The following is a 17,641-nucleotide window of genomic DNA, read 5'->3' on the forward strand; positions in this document are numbered from 1 at the left end:
AAGTCTCCTGTCAGTGCGCGGCCCGACCCAGGTGGCTCCCGAGTACCAGGGCTGCGCTACAACGACTGCCCTTACGCGGCGGGACCTTCCGGCGCCGTCGCGGCGGCTGTTCCGGCGGCCGTGGGTGTAGCGGCCAGAACTGCCTCGCGGTCGGGCGCGAGCGGGTCGGTCACCGTGCCGGACTCCTCGTCGAAGAGCCCCTGCGCCAGCCTGGTCACCGCTGCGGGGACCGGCGGCGCCAGGTCGGCCACAGCTCGGAGACCGGACAGGACGTCGTCGGGTCGCACAGCAGGTGTCACGTGCCGAACAACCAGCCGCAGTATCGCACAGGGCCCGTCCCCCGACCTATCAGCCTGGAGATGGAGCGCCTGCAGCTCCGCCACGGCACCTCGTGCGTCGAAGGTCCGCATGCCGTTCTTCGTCCTCCGCTCGACCTCGACGGTCTCGGCGGAGAGGAAGCCGGAAACGGCCTTCTCGGCGTCCTCGACGGGCACGCCGTCGAGCCGCAGCTCCCACACGGATGCGGTGAGCCGGTCGGCGAGACCCGAGGTGCGGGCCTGAACGGCGTCGGTGATGTCGAGCCCGCCGGGCAGCGACTCGTCGAGCAGCTCACGCAGCTCGTCCGGGTCGCGGTGCTCGGTGAGAGCGATCTCCAGGTATTCGGCCTCGCTGCCCGTGCCGGTGGGTGCGGCATTGGCGTACGAGACCTTGGGGTGCGGGGTGAAGCCCGCCGAGTACGCCATGGGCACCTCGGCACGGCGCAGAGCGCGCTCGAAAGCACGCTGGAAGTCGCGGTGGCTGGTGAACCGGAGGCGGCCGCGCTTGGTGTAGCGCAGTCGGATGCGCTGCACTGCCGGTGCGGGCGGCGGGCCTTCGGGCTGTCGCTTGCCCAGTGGTTCTTCTCCTCGGTGCGGGGAGGGCGCGGGTGGCGCGCCCACCCTCGGACGTGCGGGTGTTCCTTGGGGGCCGCCCGGCTCACCCCTGCTGGTGCAGGGAGATCTCGGGGTCGGCCGCCACGCCGGGAACAGTCGTTGTGCTACCCAGCGTACGCGCCTGCCGCACTACCGGTTCCACGGGCTTCGAGGCCGGTGACGCGCCGACGAGCGCCCGCCAGGCGTCGCGCCGCGCCTGCCGCACCGTTTCAGCGGCCGACCGGAGCGCGGCCCGCGCCGCCCGGCCCGCCTCGACCGCGGCCTTCTTGACCGGACGCCAGACGCCGTCGCGCACCGCGTGCCCCACGGGGGTGCAGACGTACTGGTAGAACGAGCGCACCGGCCGCGCGACCAGGTTCCGGGCGAGCCACTTGACGGCCCGGCCGACGGCGCGCGAAAGGTGTCCGGCGATGCTCCAGGCGACGCCGATCGCGTCGGCGATCTCCCGGCCGACCGGAGCGAGGACATGGCGGTACAACCAGGCGACGGGCGTGACGAGCAGCGTCACAACGAGCCAGACGACCGCCGTCCACACACCGCGGCACACGGTGCTCACGAGCCAGGCGGTGCCGTGGCCGAGCGGGGTGAACAGCTGCCGGTAGATCCACACCAGCGGAACCACCAGCCCGTACATCACCACCGGCACCAGGACGTACCGCCACAGCGCGACCCACGGCCAGATGAAGAACGCCCTGCCCAGCCACGCAAGCACCGCGGCGATGCCGTGCCCGGCAGGTGTGAGCAGCCGGCGGTAGATCCAGCGCGCGGGCGCGAGAAGCAGATGCTCCACGAGCCAGGCGATGCCGTGGCCGAGCGGGGTGAACAGCTGCCGATAGATCCACACCAGCGGCACCACCAGCCCGTACATCACCACCGGCACCAGGACATGCCGCCACAGCGCGACCCACGGCCAGACGAAGAGCGCCTTGCCGATGAAGGCCGCGAGCCATGCCAGACCGTGTCCGATCGGCGTGAGGACGGTTTCGTACACCCAGGCAAGCGCCCGGCGGAGCGGTCGCAGCAGTATGCGGTCGGCGGCGAGCGCGCAGACGACGAGAACGTCCCAGACCATCCGCACGGGAAGCACGACGAGCAGCACCACGATCCGCACCGGAATCCGGATGACCGTGGTCAGGCAGCCGGGGCCGGGCTGGTAGTGCGCGGGGGCCTGATGACTCCCGTAGGTCTGAGGCGGCTTCTCGAACTCCATGTCAGACATGACGCGCTACAGCCCCGTCCGGATCCAGTACCTGCGCTTTTTGAGGCATGGCCGGATTGTGCCGGGGACACACGAAGGCCCGGCCACGGGGTATCCCAGGGCCGGGCCTTCGCGCAGGTGCTGCTTCAGGTGTTACTTGACGACCGTCAGCGGCAGCAGTTTCTTGCCGGTCGGGCCGACCTGGATATGCGTGTCCATCTGCGGGCAGACACCGCAGTCGAAGCACGGCGTCCAGCGGCAGTCCTCGACCTCGGTCTCGTCCAGCGAGTCCTGCCAGTCCTCCCAGAGCCAGTCCTTGTCGAGACCGGAGTCCAGGTGGTCCCAGGGCAGGACCTCCTCGTACGTGCGCTCACGGGTGGTGTACCAGTCGACGTCCACCCCGAATTCGGGCAGCGTCTTGGCGGCGCACGCCATCCACCGGTCGTACGAGAAGTGCTCGCGCCAGCCGTCGAAGCGGCCGCCGTCCTCATAGACGGCGCGGATGACGGAGCCGACACGGCGGTCACCGCGCGAGAGCAGGCCCTCGACGATGCCGGGCTTGCCGTCGTGGTAGCGGAAGCCGATCGAGCGGCCGTACTTCTTGTCGCCGCGGATCTTGTCGCGCAGCTTCTCCAGACGCGCGTCCGTCTCCTCCGCCGACAGCTGCGGGGCCCACTGGAAGGGCGTATGCGGCTTGGGCACGAAGCCGCCGATCGAGACAGTGCAGCGGATGTCGTTCTGGCCGGAGATCTTGCGGCCCTCGGCGATGACCTTGACCGCCATGTCGCCGATCTGCAGCACGTCCTCGTCGGTCTCGGTGGGCAGGCCGCACATGAAGTACAGCTTCACCTGACGCCAGCCGTTGCCGTACGCCGTCGAGACCGTGCGGATCAGGTCCTCTTCCGAGACCATCTTGTTGATGACCTTGCGCATGCGCTCGGAGCCGCCCTCGGGGGCGAAGGTCAGACCGGACCGACGGCCGTTCCTGGTCAGCTCGTTGGCGAGGTCCACGTTGAACGCGTCGACACGGGTGGACGGGAGGGACAGACCGACCTTGTCCTCCTCGTACCGGTCGGCAAGGCCCTTGGCGATGTCGCCGATCTCACTGTGGTCCGCGGAGGAGAGCGAGAGCAGGCCGACCTCCTCGAAGCCGGTCGCCTTCAGACCCTTCTCCACCATGTCGCCGATGCCGGTGATGCTTCGTTCCCGCACAGGGCGCGTGATCATGCCGGCCTGGCAGAAACGGCAGCCGCGGGTGCAGCCGCGGAAGATCTCGACCGACATCCGCTCATGGACGGTCTCGGCGAGCGGCACGAGGGGCTGCTTGGGGTACGGCCACTCGTCGAGGTCCATCACCGTGTGCTTGGACACACGCCACGGGACACCCGACTTGTTCGGGACGACGCGGCCGATCCGGCCGTCGGGCAGGTACTCGACGTCGTAGAAGCGCGGGACGTAGACATTGCCGGTCTTCGCGAGGCGGAAGAGGACTTCCTCGCGCCCGCCCGGCCGGCCCTCGGCCTTCCAGACGCGGATGATCTCGGTCATGTCGAGGACGGCCTGCTCACCGTCGCCGATGACCGCGCAGTCGATGAAGTCCGCGATCGGCTCGGGGTTGAAGGCGGCGTGGCCGCCCGCGAGCACGATCGGGTCGTCGACCGTACGGTCCCTCGACTCGAGCGGGATGCCCGCGAGGTCCAGGGCGGTGAGCATGTTGGTGTAGCCGAGCTCGGTGGAGAAGCTCAGCCCGAAGACGTCGAAGGCCTTCACGGGACGGTGCGCGTCCACGGTGAACTGCGGGACCTTGTGCTCGCGCATGAGCTCTTCGAGGTCCGGCCAGACGCTGTAGGTGCGCTCGGCGAGCACGCCCGTACGCTCGTTGAGTACCTCGTAGAGGATCATGACGCCCTGATTGGGCAGTCCGACCTCGTACGCGTCCGGGTACATGAGTGCCCAGCGGACATCGCAGGCGTCCCAGTCCTTGACGGTGGAGTTGAGCTCTCCACCGACGTACTGGATCGGCTTCTGGACGTGCGGGAGAAGCGCTTCCAGGCGTGGGAAGACCGACTCGACAGGCATCTGGTGTCTCTCGTGAGCGGGCAGGGGTGACCATCAAGCCTACCCCGAGGCTCAGTGGCTCAACGCCGCGCGAAGATCTTCGTCCGAAGCCTTCTGCCAAACCTCGGGCAGCTCCCGCTCCCGCTCGGCGGCCTGCGCCTCCTCGTGGCCGTACAGCAGTCCCCAGGTGAAGGCCGACTCCCCGGCCGCATGCGCCTGGATCCCGAGATCCCGCAGCGCCTCGCGGGCGACGACGCTGTCCTGGTGGTCGCCGAGCACCGCTTGCACGTCCTTCATCCGCTTGGCGAACCGCTTGGCGGGCTTGCCGAGCGCGGGGGTCGCCGCCTCGCCCGCGTACCGGGCGCGCTTGGCGGCCTTGCGGGCGTCGTGCATCGCCAGGTCGCGTTCGTGTCCCGGGGGGAGCGCGAGGGCGTGGTCGACCCGGGCGGCCAGCCGGTCGTAGCCCTTGAGGACGGCCTTGGGGATGACCCTGGCGGCCGTGCCGAACGCGGCCTTCAGCAACGGAGGGTCGGCGAGCAGTGTGTCAAGCGAATCGAGCAGCGCGAGGTACCGCTTGCTGTCGAGTACGGCAGTGGCCTTGCGGCGCGCGCCCGAGCCACGGGCGACGGTCCAGATACGCAGCCGCCCGCGCACCGGGCCGAGCAGCAGCGTCCTGGGCAGGGCGTCGATCCGGGTGCGCAGCCGTTCGGTGAGCACCTCGTGGTCACGGGCGACGCCCAGCTCACCGGCCAGCCATTTGAGCTCCTCGCCGATCGGGTCGGTGACGGTGCGATCGATGATCTTGCGGTACGTCTTGAACGCGCTGCGCAGCCGCCTGGTGGCGACCCGCATCTGATGGACGGAGTCGGGCAGATCGCGGCGCACGGCCGGGTCGTACGCGAGGATGGCGCCGGCCTGTTCCCGCAGGTAGGCGAGGATGTAGTCGCCTGCGTTCGCGGGCTCTTCGGCGGAGGCGGGGGCCGTCGGCTCCGCGGCCGCTTTCGCGTCCTTGCCCTCCTTGGGGGCCGTCTCCGCCAGGGCCCTGGCCAGCTTGGACGGCCACTGGGCCGGGCGCAGGCCCGCCTTGCGGAGCTTCTTGTCGACCACGTCGAGGAGCGCCGGGTCCGCATCGTCGGCGAGCTCGACCTCGATCTCGTCCCACTGCGCCGTGCGGCCGCCGTCCGTGAGGCGTTCCGCGCGCACGCCGTCCCTGCTGAGCTCAGCCAGCGGGGCACCGTCCGCGTCGACCAGATGGTGGATGTGCCGCGAGGACCGCAGGCGCACCACGGGGACGAGTTCGGCGTCCCGGGTGCGGGCCCGGGCCAGACTCTGCAGGACATGCGGGACCGCATCGGACAGCGGCGCGGTGATCTCGTCCCTCACACCCGGTGCGACGGGGAGCTTGAGGTGCCAGCCCGCGTCCGTCCCGCCCGTTCTGCGGCGCAGGGTGATGGAGGCGGCGGCCAGGCGCAGGTCTGCCGTGTCGTAGTAGACGGCGTCGAGCTCGGCGACGCCCTTGTCGTGGACGGCCGAAACGCCGGCCACCCGGGTCAGGTCCGGCAGCCCGGTGTCGGGGGTGGCTTCGTACTTCCGCTCGATCTCGCGCTTGGTGTCCGCCATGAACCGAACTTAGTCGTCGAAGCTCGTTTGCGGCAGACCCACTCCGCGACCGCACTGTCCTCAACACCGTCCTCAACCGGCGGACGCGCTTGCTGTGCTGTGCCCTCGAGCGCCGGGCAGGCGTGAGCCGTCCGGACTACGCGGTTGCTGGACTACGCGGTTACCGGGCTACGCAGTTATCGGCCGCTGCACCCGGATCGACTGCAGCAGTCCGATCGCGATCCAGACCGCGAACATCGAGGTGCCTCCGTACGACACGAACGGCAGCGGCAGACCCGCCACCGGCATGATGCCGAGCGTCATCCCGATGTTCTCGAAGGCCTGGAAGGCGAACCAGGCGATGATCCCGGCGGCGACGATCGTGCCGTACAGCTCGGTCGTCTCGCGTGCGATACGGCAGGCGCGCCACAGGACGACGCCGAGCAGCAGCAGGATCAGGCCCGCACCCAGGAAGCCGAGCTCCTCGCCCGCGACCGTGAAGACGAAGTCCGTCTGCTGTTCGGGGACGAACTGGCCGGTGGTCTGGGAGCCCTTGAACAGACCTGTGCCGGTCAGTCCGCCGGATCCGATCGCGATCCGCGCCTGATTGGTGTTGTAGCCGACACCGGCAGGGTCGAGCTCCGGGTTGGCGAACGCCGCGAAGCGGTTGATCTGGTACTCGTCCAGCAGTCCGAGCGCGGTGACCAGGACGGCACCGATGGCTCCGGCGGTGATCAGACCGAGGATCCAGCGGTTGGATGCGCCGGAGGCGAGCAGCACTCCGAGCACGATCACCGCCATCACCATCACCGAACCGAGGTCCGGCATCAGCATGACGATCGCCATCGGCAGGGCCGCCAGGCCCAGCGACTTGGCGACCGTGCGGTGGTCCGGTTGCACCAGGTCACCGGCGTCGACGCGCGCGGCCAGCATCATCGCCATCCCCAGAATGATCGTGATCTTCACGAACTCCGAGGGCTGCAGGGAGAAGCCGCCGCCGATCACGATCCACGCGTGCGCGCCGTTGATCGTCGCGCCGAGCGGGGTGAGGACAAGCAGGACGAGCAGTACGGACAGCCCGTACAGGACCGGGACCGCGCCGCGCAGGGTGCGGTGCCCGAGCCAGATCGTGCCGACCATCAGCGCGAAGCCGATACCGGTGTTGAGGGCGTGCCGGAAGAGGAAGTAGTACGGATCGCCCTGGTTGAGCTCGGTGCGGCCGCGCGTCGCGGACCACACCAGCAGCGCGCCCACGAAGGAGAGCGCGAGCGCCGAGAAGAGCATCGGCCAGTCGAGCCTGCGCACCACGGAGCCGCGGGCGGAGAGCTGGGACCACAGACCTCCGCGCTCGGGCCCGTAGCCGGAGACGGAGAAGCCACTCGAGCCGGCCATGTCTCAGTCCCTCCGCGCGGGCGGGCCCGCGAGCTGCTGAGCCTCGGCCGGGGGCTCCTGCTTCTCCGGCTCGTACGGCTCGATCTTCGGTGCGTCGATCGAACCGTCCGCCCCGATCTTCGGAAGCGCCTTCTGCGGCTCGGGCAGCAGTGCCTTCTTCAGGTCCTGGCCGCCCTTCTCGTCGAGTCCGTACATCGCCTCGTAGATCTTGCGTACGGCGGGACCCGAGGCGCCGGATCCCGTACCGCCCTGGGCGATCGTCATGATGATCGTGTAGTCCTTGGTGTACGAGACGAACCAGGAGGTCGTCTGCTTGCCGTAGACCTCGGCGGTACCCGTCTTGGCGTGCATCGGGATCTTGTCCTGCGGCCAGCCGCCGAATCGCCAGGCGGCGGAACCGCGGGTCGTGACTCCCGCGAGGGCTTCGTCTATCTGGTCCCGGGTCCGGGCGTTCATCGGCAGCTTGCCGTGCGAGGTGGGCTTGATCTCCTGCACGGTCTTGCCGTCCGCGCTGATGACGGCCTTGCCGATGGTGGGGTTGTGCAGCGTGCCGCCGTTGGCGATGGCGGAGTAGATGGTGGCCATCTGGATCGGGGTGACGAGCGTGTCACCCTGGCCGATCGAGTAGTTGACGGAGTCACCCGCTCGCATCCGGTTGCCTTCGAGGCAGTTCTCGTACGCGATCTTCTCGACGTAGTCGCCGTTCTTCTTGCCCTGCTTGCACCAGCCGTCCTTGTTGGCCTCCCAGAAGTTCTGCTTCCACCGGCGGTCCGGGACGCGGCCCTTGACCTCGTTGGGGAGGTCGATGCCGGTCTCCTTGCCGAGGCCGAACTGGTGAGCCGTCTTGTAGAACCAGTCGTTCGTGCGCTTCTTGGGCTTGATGCCGCCGTCCTTCTGCCATTCCCGGTGGGCGAGGCCGTAGAAGACGGTGTCGCAGGAGACCTCCAGGGCCCTGCCGAGGGAGATGCTGCCGTAGCCCTTGGACTCGAAGTTCTTGAAGACCTGGCCACCGACGGAGTACGAGCTGGGGCAGGGGTAGCCGCCGTCGAAGGGGTAGCCGGCGTTGACCGCGGCCGTCGACGAGACCACCTTGAAGATCGAGCCGGGGGCGGCCTGGCCCTGGATCGCGCGGTTCAGCAGCGGGTAGTTGGAGGTCTTGCCGGTGAGCTTGGCGTAGTCCTTGCCGGAGATGCCGCCGACCCAGGAGTTGGGGTCGTATGTCGGCTGCGAGGCCATCGAGACGATCCGGCCGGTCTTGTTCTCCATCACCACGACGGCGCCGGCGTCGGCCTTGTAGTTCTTGTCGGTGTTCTTGTCGAACTCCAGGCGGGCGGCCTTCATCGCGTTGTGGAGCTCGTACTCGGCGACCGACTGAACGCGTGCGTCGATGGACGTGACGAGGTTGGCGCCGGGCTGGGCCTTGTCCCTGGCCGCCTCGCCGATGACCCGGCCGAGGTTGTCGACCTCGTAACGGGTGACGCCGGCCTTGCCGCGCAGCTCCTTGTCGTAGGTGCGCTCGATGCCGGAGCGGCCGACCTGGTCGGAGCGGAGGAACGGCGAGTCGGTGTCCTTGGCCTTGGTGATCTCCTCGTCGGTGACGGGCGAGAGATAGCCGAGGACCTGCGCGGTGTTGGTCTTTCCGGGTCCGGTGTAGCGGCGTACGGCGGTGGGCTCGGCGGTGATGCCGGGGAAGTCCTCGGCGCGCTCGCGGATCTGCAGGGCCTGCTGGGTGTTGGCCTCGTCGGTGACCGGGATCGGCTGATAGGGCGAGCCGTTCCAGCAGGGCTGCGGGGTCTTGGCGTCGCAGAGCCGGACCTTGTCCAGGACGTCCTTCGGCTTCATGCCGAGGACACCGGCGAGCCGGGTGAGGACGCCTTTGCCGTCGTCCTTCATCTTCATCAGCTCGGTGCGCGAGGCGGAGACGACAAGGCGGGTCTCGTTGTCGGCGAGCGGGATACCGCGGGAGTCGAGGATCGAGCCGCGTACGGCGGGCTGGACGACCTGCTGGACGTGGTTGTTCTTCGCCTCGTCGGTGTACTCCTGGCCGTTGCGGATCTGGAGGTACCAGAGGCGTCCGCCGAGGGTGAGGAGGAGGGAGAAGACAAGTACCTGAATGATGACGAGCCGGATCTGGACCCGGGGGGTCCGCCCGGTCTCCGGAATGTTGCTCACGCTGCCCCCTCGATCACAGTCGCTTGACTCCCTTGATACGCCCGGCCCTTGCCACCCTGGCCCGGGTCACCTTCACCCGCAGCCCGCGCTGTTTGCCGATACGCAGGCCCGTGCCGGAGCTGTTCCAGCGCGCGGCGACATCGCCGCCACCGCCGCTGCTCTGGCTCTCGCCGAGCGGATCGTTCTCGGAGCGTCTGGCCAGCGCCATGATCAGCGGCACGGTGAACGGCGCGAGCAGCAGGTCGTAGACGGCGGCGGTGAACAGCAGGCTGCCGAGGCCCACATGGCGGGCCGCGGTGTCGCCGACGAGGGCGCCCACGCCCGCGTACAGCAGTGTCGATCCGATGGCGGCGGCGACGACCGCGATCATCGGTGCGGTGGCGGACCTGAGCTGGCCGCTGTCGGGGCGCACCAGGCCGGCGAGGTAGCCGATCACGCAGAGCACGAGCGCGTAGCGTCCGGCGGCGTGGTCGGCGGGCGGGACGAGGTCGGCGAGCAGTCCGGCGCCGAAGCCGATGAACGCGCCGGCCATGTGCCCGTACACAAAGGCGAGTCCAAGGACGACGAGCAGCAGCAGATCGGGAACGGCGCCGGGGAGCTGGAGGCGGGCGAGGACAGAGACCTGGATGACGAGGGCGACCACGACGAGTGTCGTGGAGAGCAGCATCCGGTTGAAACGCATGAACGGATCAGCTCCTACTACTCGACATCGTTCTGGCCGCCGGCGTTGTCCGGGTCCTGGCCATTGCCGTCAGCTGTGGCGCCGACGTTGCCCTGGGCCTGCTCGCCACTGTCGCCGTTCGGCGACGGGGTGACCGTCACCGTGACGGTCGGAGTGGGCTTGGGCGCGGCGGGCTTGGACGGCAGGACCGTGTCACGCGGATCGGACCTGGGCGCCTGGACGACGACGCCGACGATGTCGAGCTGGGTGAAGCCGACGAAGGGGCGGACATAGATGTTCCTGGTGAGGGAGCCGCCGGAGGGGTCGACACGGACGACCTCGCCGACCGGGACACCGGGCACGAAGGGCTTGGCGCCCTGCGAGCCGAAGGTGACGAGCCGGTCGCCGTTCTTCACCTTGGCCTTGCCGTTGAGCAGCTGGACGGAGAGCGGCCGGTCGCCCTGGCCGGTGGCGAAGCCCAGTTCGTCCGTCTTCTCCATCCGGGTGCCGACGGTGAAGTCCGGGTCGTTGGCGAGCAGTACGGTCGAGGTGTTCGGCCCGACGGTGGTGACCCGGCCGACGAGTCCGTCGCCGTTGAGGACGGTCATATCGCGCTTGATGCCGTCGTTGGAGCCGATATCGATGGTCACCGTCCAGGAGAAGCCCTGGGCCGCTCCTATGGCGATGACCTCGGCGCCCTTGATGCCGTACTGGCCGGCGCCCGCCTTCTTGAGCATGGTGTCGAGTTCGCGCACCCGGTTGCGGTTGCGGTCGTCGCTGCCGAGTCTCTGCTTCAGCGCGGCGTTCTCCCGCTCCAGCTCGCTGATGCGGTCATGGCGCTCGCCGGAGTCCCGTACGGCCCCGATGGCGTTGCCGATCGGTTCGACCGCTGTCGCGACGCCGTTCTCGACGGGTCCGAAGACCGTGGCGGCGGCCTGCCGGGCGCCGTCGACCGGTGACTCCTCGCCTCCGCGGATATCCACCGTGATCAAAGCGAACGCGATGGCGATCAGCAGCACCAGGAGCAGCCGGCTCTCTCGTGTGTCCCTCACGTGCGGCGGCCGTGCCTTCCTCGTAGGAATGTTGATGTCTGTATATCAACGATCCGCCGTACGGGTTGGCAGGCCCCGTACGGCGGATTCGTGGGTCTCCGCGAAGAGACACGACTAGCGCCGGGGCTGGGCGTCCAGTACCTGCTGGAGCGCCTCGAACTCCTCGACACACTTGCCGGCTCCGAGGGCCACGGAGTCCAGCGGATCCTCGGCGATATGGATCGGCATTCCGGTTTCGCGGCGCAGCCGCTCGTCGAGACCGCGCAGCAGCGCGCCGCCGCCGGTGAGGACGATGCCGCGGTCCATGACATCCCCGGAGAGCTCGGGCGGGCACTTGTCGAGGGTGGTCTTCACGGCGTCGACGATCGCGTTGACCGGTTCCTCGATCGCCTTGCGGACCTCGGCGTCGGAGATCACCACGGTCTTCGGCAGACCTGAGACGAGGTCACGGCCGCGGATCTCGGTGTGCTCGTCCTTGCCCATGTCGAACGCCGAGCCGATGGTGATCTTGATGTTCTCGGCGGTCCGCTCGCCGAGCAGGAGCGAGTACTCCTTCTTGATGTGCTGGATGATCGCGTTGTCCAGCTCGTCGCCGGCGACGCGGATGGACTGTGCTGTGACGATTCCGCCGAGTGAGATGACGGCGACTTCGGTGGTCCCGCCACCGATGTCGACGACCATGTTGCCGGTGGCTTCATGAACCGGGAGTCCCGAGCCGATGGCCGCGGCCATCGGCTCCTCGATGATGTGCACCTGCCGGGCGCCCGCCTGCGTCGACGCCTCGATGACCGCGCGGCGCTCAACACCCGTGATGCCGGAGGGCACACAGACGACGACGCGCGGACGGGCGAGGTACCGACGCTTGTGGATCTTCAGGATGAAGTAGCGGAGCATCCGCTCGGTGATCTCGAAGTCGGCGATGACGCCGTCCTTCAGCGGCCGGACGGCAACGATGTTGCCCGGTGTCCGCCCGATCATCTTCTTCGCCTCGGCGCCGACCGCCAGGATGCCGCCCGTGTTGGTGTTGATGGCGACGACGGACGGCTCGTTGAGGACGATCCCCCGGCCTCTGACGTACACCAGCGTGTTGGCGGTCCCGAGGTCGACAGCCATGTCACGGCCGATGAACGACATGTTGTTCCCCATGAGGATGCGTCTGGCCTTCCCAAATCGAGCGTTGATGGCTTTTCAGGATGGCGAGGTGGGTGCGCTGTGGCGTGGAGGCTTCCATCGTAGTGCCGCCTGCACGGACACCGCGCGGTGGACCACCTCTCTATTAGGTGACGAGGTGTCGGAGCGATGCGTTCCCGCAATACTCGCCCATATGCCTGGGGGCGACCGAAATTACTTCGGTCGCCCCAGGTCATGAGCGCTGTATGGCTGACGCCCAATCAGGAAAGTCCGGGGAAAAAAATCTTGAGTTCCCGAATGGCGGACTCCTCGGAGTCCGAGGCGTGAATGAGGTTCTCCCGGACGATCGTGCCGAAGTCACCGCGAATGGAACCGGGCGCGGCGGCAATGGGGTCGGTCGGGCCCGCCAGCTGGCGTACGCCCTCGATGACCCGCTCGCCGTCGACGACCAGCGTGACGACCGGGCCGGAGGACATGAACTCGACCAGCGGCTCGTAGAAGGGCTTGCCCTCGTGCTCACCGTAGTGCTGCTCGAGGGTTTCCCGGTCGAGAGTGCGCAGCTCCAGCGCGCTGATGGTCCAGCCGGCCTTGGCCTCGATACGGCCGATGATCTCGCCGATCAGGCCGCGGCGTACGGCGTCGGGCTTGAGCAGGACGAGCGTGCGCTGGCTCACGGTACGAGCTCCTTCACATACGGATTCAAGAGTTCAGAGGCTACAGGGCCGAACGAGTTGTCGATTACGCAGCGTCAGGTTCCGAGGAGGCCTGAGCGGCCCAGGACGCCTTGGCCTCGTCGATCTTGCGGCCGTAGTGGACCGAGGCCCACCACAGCGCCGCGAAGACCGCCCCCAGGAAGAACATCGTCGGCACCACGAAACCGCTCACGATCAGCGCGATCTGCAGCGCCCAGCCGAGCTGCACCCCGCCCGGTCGGCCGATCATCCCGCAGAGCAGCACCGAGAGCAGCATCCCGACGCCGCAGACCGTCCAGACCGTCGCCATCGAGAGGTCGTCGAACTTCATGGCGACCAGACCGGCAAAGCCGATCACGAAGAATTCGCCGATCAGAGTGGATGCACAGAGCGTACGCATCAGTTGTCAGGACCTTCCCAGGAGCAGCCGGGCCTCGCCGACCGTGATCACGGAGCCCGTCACCAGGACGCCGGCACCCGCGAACTCGGACTCCTCCTCGGCGAGCGTGATCGCCGCCTCCAGCGCGTCGTCGAGACGCGGCTCGACGACCACCCGCTCGTCGCCGAAGACCTCCACGGCGACCGCCGCCAACTCGTCGACGTCCATCGACCGATGGCTCGAGTTCTGTGTGACGACGACCTCGGCGAAGATCGGCTCGAAGGCCTCGAGGAGCCCTCGGACGTCCTTGTCCCCGCTGGCGCCGACCACACCGATCAGCCGCGAGAAGCCGAACGACTCGGTGATTCCGTCGGCGCTCGCGCGGGCACCGGCCGGGTTGTGCGCGGCGTCCAGGACGACCGTCGGGCTGCGGCGCACGACCTCGAGGCGGCCGGGCGAAGCCACCGAGGCGAACGCCCTGCGGATGGTGTCCATATCCAGTGTGCGGGCCTGCTCGGCGCCGATGCCGAAGAACGCCTCGACCGCGGCGAGCGCCACCGCGGCGTTGTGCGCCTGGTGCGCCCCGTACAGCGGGAGGAAGATCTCCTCGTACTCACCGCCGAGCCCGCGCAGCGTCACCTGCTGGCCGCCCACCGCGACTTCGCGGGAGACCACGCCGAATTCCATGCCCTCCCGGGCGACCGTGGCGTCGACCTCGACGGCCTTCTTCAGCATCACCTGCGCGGCGTCCACCGGCTGCTGCGCCAGGATCACCGTCGCGCCCTCCTTGATGACACCTGCCTTCTCGGCGGCGATCTCGGCGGGCGTGGTGCCGAGCCGGTCGGTGTGGTCCAGGTCTATGGGGGTGACAACGGCGACGGACCCGTCGATGACGTTCGTCGCGTCCCAGCTGCCACCCATGCCGACCTCGACGACCGCGACATCCACGGGCGCGTCGGCGAAGGCGGCGTACGCCATGCCGGTCAGCACCTCGAAGAAGGAGAGCCGGAACTCCTGCGCGGCGTCGACCATCTCGATGCACGGCTTGATTTCGTTGTAGACCTCGATGAAGCGCTCGGCCTCGATCGGGGCGCCGTCCAGGCTGATCCGCTCGGTGATCGACTGGATGTGCGGCGAGGTGTATCGGCCGGTGCGCAGATCGAAGGCGGAAAGCAGGGCCTCGATCATGCGGGCCGTGGAGGTCTTGCCGTTCGTACCGGTGATGTGGATCGAGGGGTACGCGTGCTGGGGCTCGCCCAGCACATCCATCAGCGCCGCGATCCTGGCGACCGAGGGCTCCAGCTTGGTCTCGCCCCAGCGCCCGGCGAGCTCCTGCTCCACCGCGCGCAGCGCCTTGTCCACCTCCGGGTCTGCGGGCCGGGCGGGCACGAGGTCACCCTGGGGAGAACCGGCCTGCGCGCGCAGGGTACGGCTGCCGGCCTCGATCACCGCCAGGTCGGGGTCACGATTGGTCTCGGCGTCGACGATCTCTTCGAAAGGGTCCGGCTGCTCACTCACAGGACCAGTCTACGGAGGCGGAGTGACAGGACATCCGCGCCCTGTCCTCGGCAGCGTGCCGCCACGCGAGAGGCCCCGGGGAAACCCCGGGGCCTCTCGTACGTGTCCCGCGTGCCGCTACGCCTCCGGCAGGCTGTTCAGCTGCGCGATGATCCGAGCGATGTCCTCCTCGGCCTTGGCCAGGCGCGTACGGATCTTGTCGACCACGTTGTCCGGCGCCTTGGCGAGGAACGCCTCGTTGCCGAGCTTCGCCTGTGCCTGCGCCTTCTCCTTCTCGGCCGCGGCCAAGTCCTTCGCCAGCCGCTTGCGCTCCGCGCCCACATCGATCGTGCCGGACAGGTCCAGCGCGACCGTGGCCCCCGCGACCGGGAGGGTCGCCGTGGCACTGAAGCCCTCGCCCTCCGGCTGCAGCCGCAGCAACTGCCGGATCGCGGCCTCGTGCGGCGCCAGCGCGGTGCCGTCGAGGGTGAGCCTGGCCGGGACCTTCTGGCCGGGCTGCAGCCCCTGGTCGGAACGGAACCGGCGGACCTCGGTGACGACCCGCTGGACCAACTCGATCTCCCGCTCGGCCGCCGCGTCCCGGAAGCCGCTGTCGCCGGGCCAGTCGGCGATGACGACGGACTCCTTGCCGGTGAGCGTGGTCCACAGCGTCTCGGTGACGAACGGGACGATCGGATGCAGCAGCCGCAGCGTGACGTCGAGGACCTCGCCGAGGACGCGGCCGGAGACGCGCGCCTGCTCGCCGCCCGCGAAGTACGTGGTCTTGGACAGCTCGACGTACCAGTCGAAGACCTCGTCCCACGCGAAGTGGTAGAGGGCGTCGGACAGCTTCGAGAACTGGTAGTCCTCGTAGTACGCGTCGACCTCGGCCACCGTCGCGTTGAGCCGGGAGAGGATCCACCGGTCGGCCGCCGACAGTTGCTCGGTGGGCGGCAGTTCGCCTTCCACCGTCGCGCCGTTCATCAGCGCGAAGCGGGTCGCGTTCCAGATCTTGTTGGCGAAGTTGCGGGAGGCCTGGACCCAGTCCTCGCCGATCGGGACGTCCACCCCCGGGTTGGCGCCACGGGCCAGCGTGAACCGCACGGCGTCGGAGCCGTAAGTGTCCATCCAGTCCAGCGGGTTGACCGCGTTGCCGAAGGACTTCGACATCTTCTTGCCGAACTGGTCGCGGACCATGCCGTGCAGGGCGATGGTGTGGAACGGCGGAGTGCCGTCCATCGCGTACAGGCCGAACATCATCATCCGGGCGACCCAGAAGAAGAGGATGTCGTACCCGGTGACCAGGACGGAGTTCGGATAGAACTTCTCGAGGCTCTCGGTCTGTTCGGGCCAGCCGAGGGTGGAGAAGGGCCACAGGCCGGAGGAGAACCAGGTGTCCAGAACATCGGTGTCCTGGGTCCAGCCCTCGCCCGTCGGCGGCTGCTCGTCCGGTCCGACGCAGACGACCTCACCGTTCGGCCCGTACCAGACGGGGATGCGGTGACCCCACCACAGCTGGCGCGAGATGCACCAGTCGTGCAGGTTGTCGACCCAGCCGAAGTACCGGGACTCCATCTCCTTCGGGTGGATGTTCACCCGGCCGTCGCGGACCGCGTCGCCCGCGGCCTGGGCGAGCGGGCCGACCTTGACCCACCACTGCATGGACAGCCGCGGCTCGATCGTCGTCTTGCAGCGCGAGCAGTGGCCGACGGAGTGCGTGTACGGGCGCTTCTCGGCCACGATCCGGCCCTCGGCGCGCAGCGCGCCGACGATCGTGGAACGGGCCTCGAGCCGGTCAAGACCCTGGAACGGGCCGTGCGCGGTGATGACCGCGTGCTCGTCCATGATCGCGAGGTTGGCCAGTCCGTGCCGCTGCCCGATCTCGAAGTCGTTCGGGTCGTGGGCGGGCGTCACCTTGACGGCGCCCGTGCCGAACTCGGGGTCGACGTGCGTGTCGGCCACGACGGGGATCCGGCGGCCGGTGAGCGGCAGCTCGATCTCCGTGCCGACGAGGTGGGCGTAGCGCTCGTCATCGGGGTGGACCGCGACCGCGGTGTCACCGAGCATCGTCTCGGCGCGGGTCGTCGCGACAACGATCGACGCGTCGCCCTCTCCGTAGCGGATCGAGACCAGTTCACCCTCGTCGTCCTGGTACTCCACCTCGATGTCCGAAATGGCTGTCAGGCAGCGCGGGCACCAGTTGATGATGCGCTCGGCGCGGTAGATCAGCTCGTCGTCGTAGAGCTTTTTGAAGATCGTCTGGACGGCCTGGGAGAGACCCTCGTCCATGGTGAAGCGCTCGCGGCTCCAGTCGACCCCGTCGCCGAGGCGGCGCATCTGACCGGAGATCTGTCCTCCGGACTCCGCCTTCCACTGCCAGACGCGCTCGACGAACGCCTCGCGGCCGAGGTCGTGGCGGGACTTGCCTTCCTTCGCCAATTCGCGCTCGACGACGTTCTGGGTGGCGATACCGGCGTGGTCCATGCCGGGCTGCCACAGCGTCTCGTACCCCTGCATCCGCTTGCGGCGGGTGAGGGCGTCGATCAGCGTGTGCTCGAAGGCATGGCCCAGGTGCAGGGAGCCGGTGACGTTCGGCGGGGGGATGACGATGGTGTACGGCGGCTTCTCACTCTTGGGGTCGGCCGCGAAGTAACCGCGCTCTACCCAGCGCTCGTACAGCTTCCCCTCTACCTCGGCCGGCGCGTACTGGGTCGGCAGTTCGGGGTTGCTGGCTGGCTGCTGCTGAGCGTTCTCGGTCACGGGCTCAGTTTAGAGGTGTCACGGGGCCGTACTGAAACGGGAATCTTCAGTAACGGTGTGACCCCTGCCGCCCCATGCCGATGGCCGTTGGGCCAGGATGTTCGAACGACATAAGTAT

The 17,641-nt window shown here is 68.6% G+C and carries 13 protein-coding genes; all 13 read right to left on the bottom strand.

Features of this window, described 5'->3' with window-relative positions; all coding sequences use genetic code 11:
- Positions 1-71: 71 nt before the first annotated feature.
- Positions 72-851, bottom strand: coding sequence for a TIGR03936 family radical SAM-associated protein (locus AB0D12_RS14020; RefSeq protein WP_362681042.1), 780 nt, complete (start codon positions 849-851; stop codon positions 72-74).
- A 124-nt stretch (positions 852-975) separates the two neighbouring features.
- Positions 976-2,151 carry a hypothetical protein gene (locus AB0D12_RS14025; RefSeq protein WP_362681045.1) on the bottom strand — a complete coding sequence of 392 codons (1,176 nt, stop codon included), beginning with the start codon at positions 2,149-2,151 and terminating at the stop codon, positions 976-978.
- Between the two features lie 132 nt (positions 2,152-2,283).
- Positions 2,284-4,209 carry a TIGR03960 family B12-binding radical SAM protein gene (locus AB0D12_RS14030; RefSeq protein WP_362681048.1) on the bottom strand — a complete coding sequence of 642 codons (1,926 nt, stop codon included), beginning with the start codon at positions 4,207-4,209 and terminating at the stop codon, positions 2,284-2,286.
- Positions 4,210-4,260: 51 nt separating this feature from the next.
- Positions 4,261-5,808 carry a CYTH and CHAD domain-containing protein gene (locus AB0D12_RS14035; RefSeq protein WP_362681051.1) on the bottom strand — a complete coding sequence of 516 codons (1,548 nt, stop codon included), beginning with the start codon at positions 5,806-5,808 and terminating at the stop codon, positions 4,261-4,263.
- 168 nt (positions 5,809-5,976) lie between these two features.
- A complete protein-coding gene (rodA, locus tag AB0D12_RS14040) occupies positions 5,977-7,179 on the bottom strand; it encodes a rod shape-determining protein RodA (RefSeq protein WP_362681054.1) in 1,203 nt (400 codons plus the stop codon).
- A gap of 3 nt (positions 7,180-7,182) precedes the next feature.
- Positions 7,183-9,351 carry a penicillin-binding protein 2 gene (gene mrdA / locus AB0D12_RS14045; RefSeq protein ID WP_362681057.1) on the bottom strand — a complete coding sequence of 723 codons (2,169 nt, stop codon included), beginning with the start codon at positions 9,349-9,351 and terminating at the stop codon, positions 7,183-7,185.
- A gap of 13 nt (positions 9,352-9,364) precedes the next feature.
- Positions 9,365-10,033, bottom strand: coding sequence for a rod shape-determining protein MreD (mreD, locus tag AB0D12_RS14050; protein WP_362681060.1), 669 nt, complete (start codon positions 10,031-10,033; stop codon positions 9,365-9,367).
- Positions 10,034-10,050: 17 nt separating this feature from the next.
- Positions 10,051-11,064 (bottom strand): rod shape-determining protein MreC, encoded by a 1,014-nt coding sequence (gene mreC / locus AB0D12_RS14055; RefSeq protein ID WP_362681063.1) that lies wholly within the window; start codon positions 11,062-11,064, stop codon positions 10,051-10,053.
- Positions 11,065-11,178: 114 nt separating this feature from the next.
- Positions 11,179-12,198: a rod shape-determining protein gene (locus AB0D12_RS14060; protein WP_326655195.1), complete on the bottom strand. Its 1,020-nt coding sequence runs from the start codon at positions 12,196-12,198 to the stop codon at positions 11,179-11,181.
- A 257-nt stretch (positions 12,199-12,455) separates the two neighbouring features.
- The gene (gene ndk, locus AB0D12_RS14065; RefSeq protein WP_362681066.1) at positions 12,456-12,869 is read right to left on the bottom strand and encodes a nucleoside-diphosphate kinase; all 414 of its coding nucleotides are present in this window, start codon (positions 12,867-12,869) and stop codon (positions 12,456-12,458) included.
- 64 nt (positions 12,870-12,933) lie between these two features.
- Positions 12,934-13,287: a DUF4233 domain-containing protein gene (locus AB0D12_RS14070; protein ID WP_327323600.1), complete on the bottom strand. Its 354-nt coding sequence runs from the start codon at positions 13,285-13,287 to the stop codon at positions 12,934-12,936.
- 6 nt (positions 13,288-13,293) lie between these two features.
- Positions 13,294-14,784, bottom strand: a complete 1,491-nt coding sequence (locus AB0D12_RS14075) for a folylpolyglutamate synthase/dihydrofolate synthase family protein (RefSeq protein WP_362681069.1) — start codon at positions 14,782-14,784, stop codon at positions 13,294-13,296.
- A 117-nt stretch (positions 14,785-14,901) separates the two neighbouring features.
- Positions 14,902-17,523, bottom strand: coding sequence for a valine--tRNA ligase (locus AB0D12_RS14080; RefSeq protein ID WP_362681072.1), 2,622 nt, complete (start codon positions 17,521-17,523; stop codon positions 14,902-14,904).
- Between the last annotated feature and the right edge of the window lie 118 nt (positions 17,524-17,641).

Origin of the sequence: Streptomyces sp. NPDC048479, from assembly GCF_040651435.1 — a bacterium.
In the GTDB taxonomy this organism is placed as follows: domain Bacteria; phylum Actinomycetota; class Actinomycetes; order Streptomycetales; family Streptomycetaceae; genus Streptomyces.

Bases quoted from the DNA above. Each gene is read 5' to 3' on its own strand.
- AB0D12_RS14025 (WP_362681045.1), bottom strand. From the start codon at position 2,151: ATGTCTGACATGGAGTTCGAGAAGCCGCCTCAGACCTACGGGAGTCAT.
- AB0D12_RS14030 (WP_362681048.1), bottom strand. From the start codon at position 4,209: ATGCCTGTCGAGTCGGTCTTCCCACGCCTGGAAGCGCTTCTCCCGCAC.
- AB0D12_RS14035 (WP_362681051.1), bottom strand. From the start codon at position 5,808: ATGGCGGACACCAAGCGCGAGATCGAGCGGAAGTACGAAGCCACCCCC.
- rodA (WP_362681054.1), bottom strand. From the start codon at position 7,179: ATGGCCGGCTCGAGTGGCTTCTCCGTCTCCGGCTACGGGCCCGAGCGC.
- mreD (WP_362681060.1), bottom strand. From the start codon at position 10,033: ATGCGTTTCAACCGGATGCTGCTCTCCACGACACTCGTCGTGGTCGCC.
- AB0D12_RS14060 (WP_326655195.1), bottom strand. From the start codon at position 12,198: ATGTCGTTCATCGGCCGTGACATGGCTGTCGACCTCGGGACCGCCAAC.
- AB0D12_RS14070 (WP_327323600.1), bottom strand. From the start codon at position 13,287: ATGCGTACGCTCTGTGCATCCACTCTGATCGGCGAATTCTTCGTGATC.